The organism is Plectonema radiosum NIES-515 (assembly GCF_025753815.1).
GTDB classification, from domain to species: Bacteria; Cyanobacteriota; Cyanobacteriia; order Cyanobacteriales; family Nostocaceae; genus Hassallia; species Hassallia radiosum_A.
In genome coordinates this window covers 1-2,667 of record NZ_JAOWRF010000249.1, presented here as the reverse complement: position 1 = coordinate 2,667, position 2,667 = coordinate 1, and the positions used below count along the sequence as shown (strand labels likewise).

At 43.0% G+C, this 2,667-nt stretch carries 1 protein-coding gene; it reads right to left on the bottom strand.

The window, feature by feature from the left end; translation table 11 throughout:
* Positions 1-167 precede the first annotated feature (167 nt).
* A complete protein-coding gene (ltrA, locus tag OGM63_RS16870) occupies positions 168-2,006 on the bottom strand; it encodes a group II intron reverse transcriptase/maturase (protein WP_263746759.1) in 1,839 nt (612 codons plus the stop codon).
* Positions 2,007-2,667 lie beyond the last annotated feature (661 nt).

Here is a 2,667-nt window from a genome sequence, read left to right as displayed (position 1 = left end):
GGTTAAACTCAACGGGTTTGTTGCCTCCCCCGTTGGTCTTCAAAACCGTGCGTGAAAGTTGTCCCTTCACACGGCTCCTCAACTGTAGTTGTTTTGTCATAACAAGCTTCTCACCATTATTAAGGTTTAGGGGGGGATGAATAGAGTTTTCCTTCCCTCTTTGTCGGCTAAATATAGAACGAAAAATCATCGATTGATACTCCGTAAATTTCAACCTGCCGCTTTGTCCCATCAGTGTGGTTTTTCTTATTGGTATTGTTTGCGTGCATTAAATCATGACAAACCATGTGTATGAGTTCAAGGTTTTCCCATTTATCATTTTTATGGTTTCCGTCCTTATGGTGGACTTCTGTATCTAGTGCATCGGTGATAAACAACCCGCAATAAGTACATCTTTGTTTTTGTTGCTTTAACAGAAGTGATTTCCGTTTTGGCAATTCTGGATGCTCTCCCGTTCTTGCCGCCCAATATGCTATATCACCGTCATAGGGACTTTTTTCGCCTTTTACCTTAACATATTCGTCTTTAGTCCCAGGACTTCTGACTTTTGTGTTGGAGTATTTTTCTAAAGTTATCCCTGTTTTTCTGTCGGTGAACTCCCAGCCTTTTCCATCGTATATACCCCAGTAGCGACTGGCTATCCAGGATTTACCTTTATTGGAGTGTCGTCTTTTAGTCCAACGTCTTAACTTCAGATACATCAAATGGTCTAGTTTGTGATAAATCACAGAACTATTGACTGTTTTGTAATAGTTAGCCCATCCTCGTAATACAGGATTGAGATTTGCTATTAGCTTTACCTGGGGTAAAACTTTTGCTTTACCAACTAAAATCATGTTATGAATTTTTTCCAGGTGAACCTGTACCTTCTGCTTGCTGGGAGTAATGATTGTATTGAAGTTAAAGCCAATCCTTTTTATTTTGTCTTTGGTTCGTGATTGATGTTTACCAACCTCGAATTGCTGAATATGAAATCCAAGGAAATCAAATCCAGTTTCATACTCCTTTCCTCCGTTAAGGGTATGAGTAATTTTTGTTTTAGATGGCTTTAGCTCCAGTCCCATGTCACGAAGCCAGTCGGATACTATATTTCGAGCTTTTAAGATGGTATTCAAATCTTCATGTAGTAACACAAAGTCGTCTGCGTATCGAATTAATCTTACTGGGTTAGCGGTATACCTTTTTCTTTTCCCTTGGGGGGAAACAAAGTATCCTCCACCGAATGCTTGGTTAATTCGATTTTCTAGACCGTGGAGGGCAACATTAGCCAGTAGAGGCGAAATCGTCCCGCCCTGTGGTGTACCCTCGGTGGTATCGTAGTATTTCATACCATCAATTACCCCGCTTCGTAACCAGGCTTTAATTTGCCTGCGAATATTAGGGGTTGTATTTAGCTTGTTAAGTAGAGCCTGGTGGTTTATGCGGTCAAAGCAACTTGCAATATCTGCATCTAACACCCATTTGGGCATTTTTTGAATACTGCTGTTAATTGCGTCTATCGCATCATGACATGAGCGTCCTTTCCTGAACCCGTATGAGTTTGGCTCGAAACGAGCCTCCCATTCTGGGTCAAGAACTAGTTCAACTAGTTTCTGCTTGGCTCTATCTTCCATGACGGGTATTCCAAGGGGGCGTTTTTCGTCTCTACCTGGTTTGGGTATCCAAACTCGTCTGGTAGGTTTTGCCTTGCCATTAATTCGCAGGTTTTTAGCGAGTTTTAATCTTTGGTGTGGGGATAAAGCTTTTACCCCATCGACACCAGCAGTTTTCTTACCCTTATTTTCCTGCGTTACCCGTCTTGTGGCTAGTAGCTTTGCGGCTCTGGACTTCATCAATAGCCTTTGTAGCTTCCTTACTTTGAGAGTTTCACCACGCTGTGAAGCTGTGTAGATGCGTCGTTGTAGCTTATAAGCCTTCTGTTCTAGCTTGCGCCAAGGGATATTTTTCCACTCGTCGCGTACTGTTACTTCTGGGTTATTATTCGTACTCTGGTTGTTTACCTTCATCTCACGACATTTATACTACTTGATACCTCTACATCTCCTACAATCGGGCTTCCGTCTGCGTATCCCTTGCATTACCAAGGGCGTTAGCTTATGAAGCCATCCTTCTCCACCTGCTTCATGCGGCTGACTGCCTACTCAGATATACTGAGAGAGAACAGGGGAGTTAATTCGTTCCTGGTTTCCATTTGTCGTTGGGGGCGGGGTTCTCACACTCCTCCGGGGTTAATACAGTTACCTAATTAGATAACTCTCGTGAACGCTTCTAATGACGGATTCAGTTCATTAGCCACATTTCCCCATTGCCTTTTGGCTGTTGCGGTCGTAACAATTGTTACATTAACCTCATTGCCGCAACTTCAAATTAACGAAGGTTTCAAGTGAGTTTACTGAACGTTAACCCTTCCCAACTGAGCTTGCCAATTGACCTTATAAGGTTTAAGGCTACTTGTCGTTTAACCCCGCTACAATGGTCACATTCGGTTGTCACGCGATGTGTGGGGGTTACGCTTCAACCCAGCGTCGAGGGCGGCAGAAATTTCATCTGCATGGAAACCAAGTTGTCAAGGTTCTGTTCTAGTCAATACGAAGGACTAGTCTCCTTGCCCCTAGTTCGTTTTTAGGCTGGTAGCCTTTCCACTTTATAGGGAACGAATCGCACAAA

Coding starts and splice junctions, on each gene's coding strand:
- ltrA (WP_263746759.1), bottom strand. CDS start 2,006: ATGAAGGTAAACAACCAGAGTACGAATAATAACCCAGAAGTAACAGTA.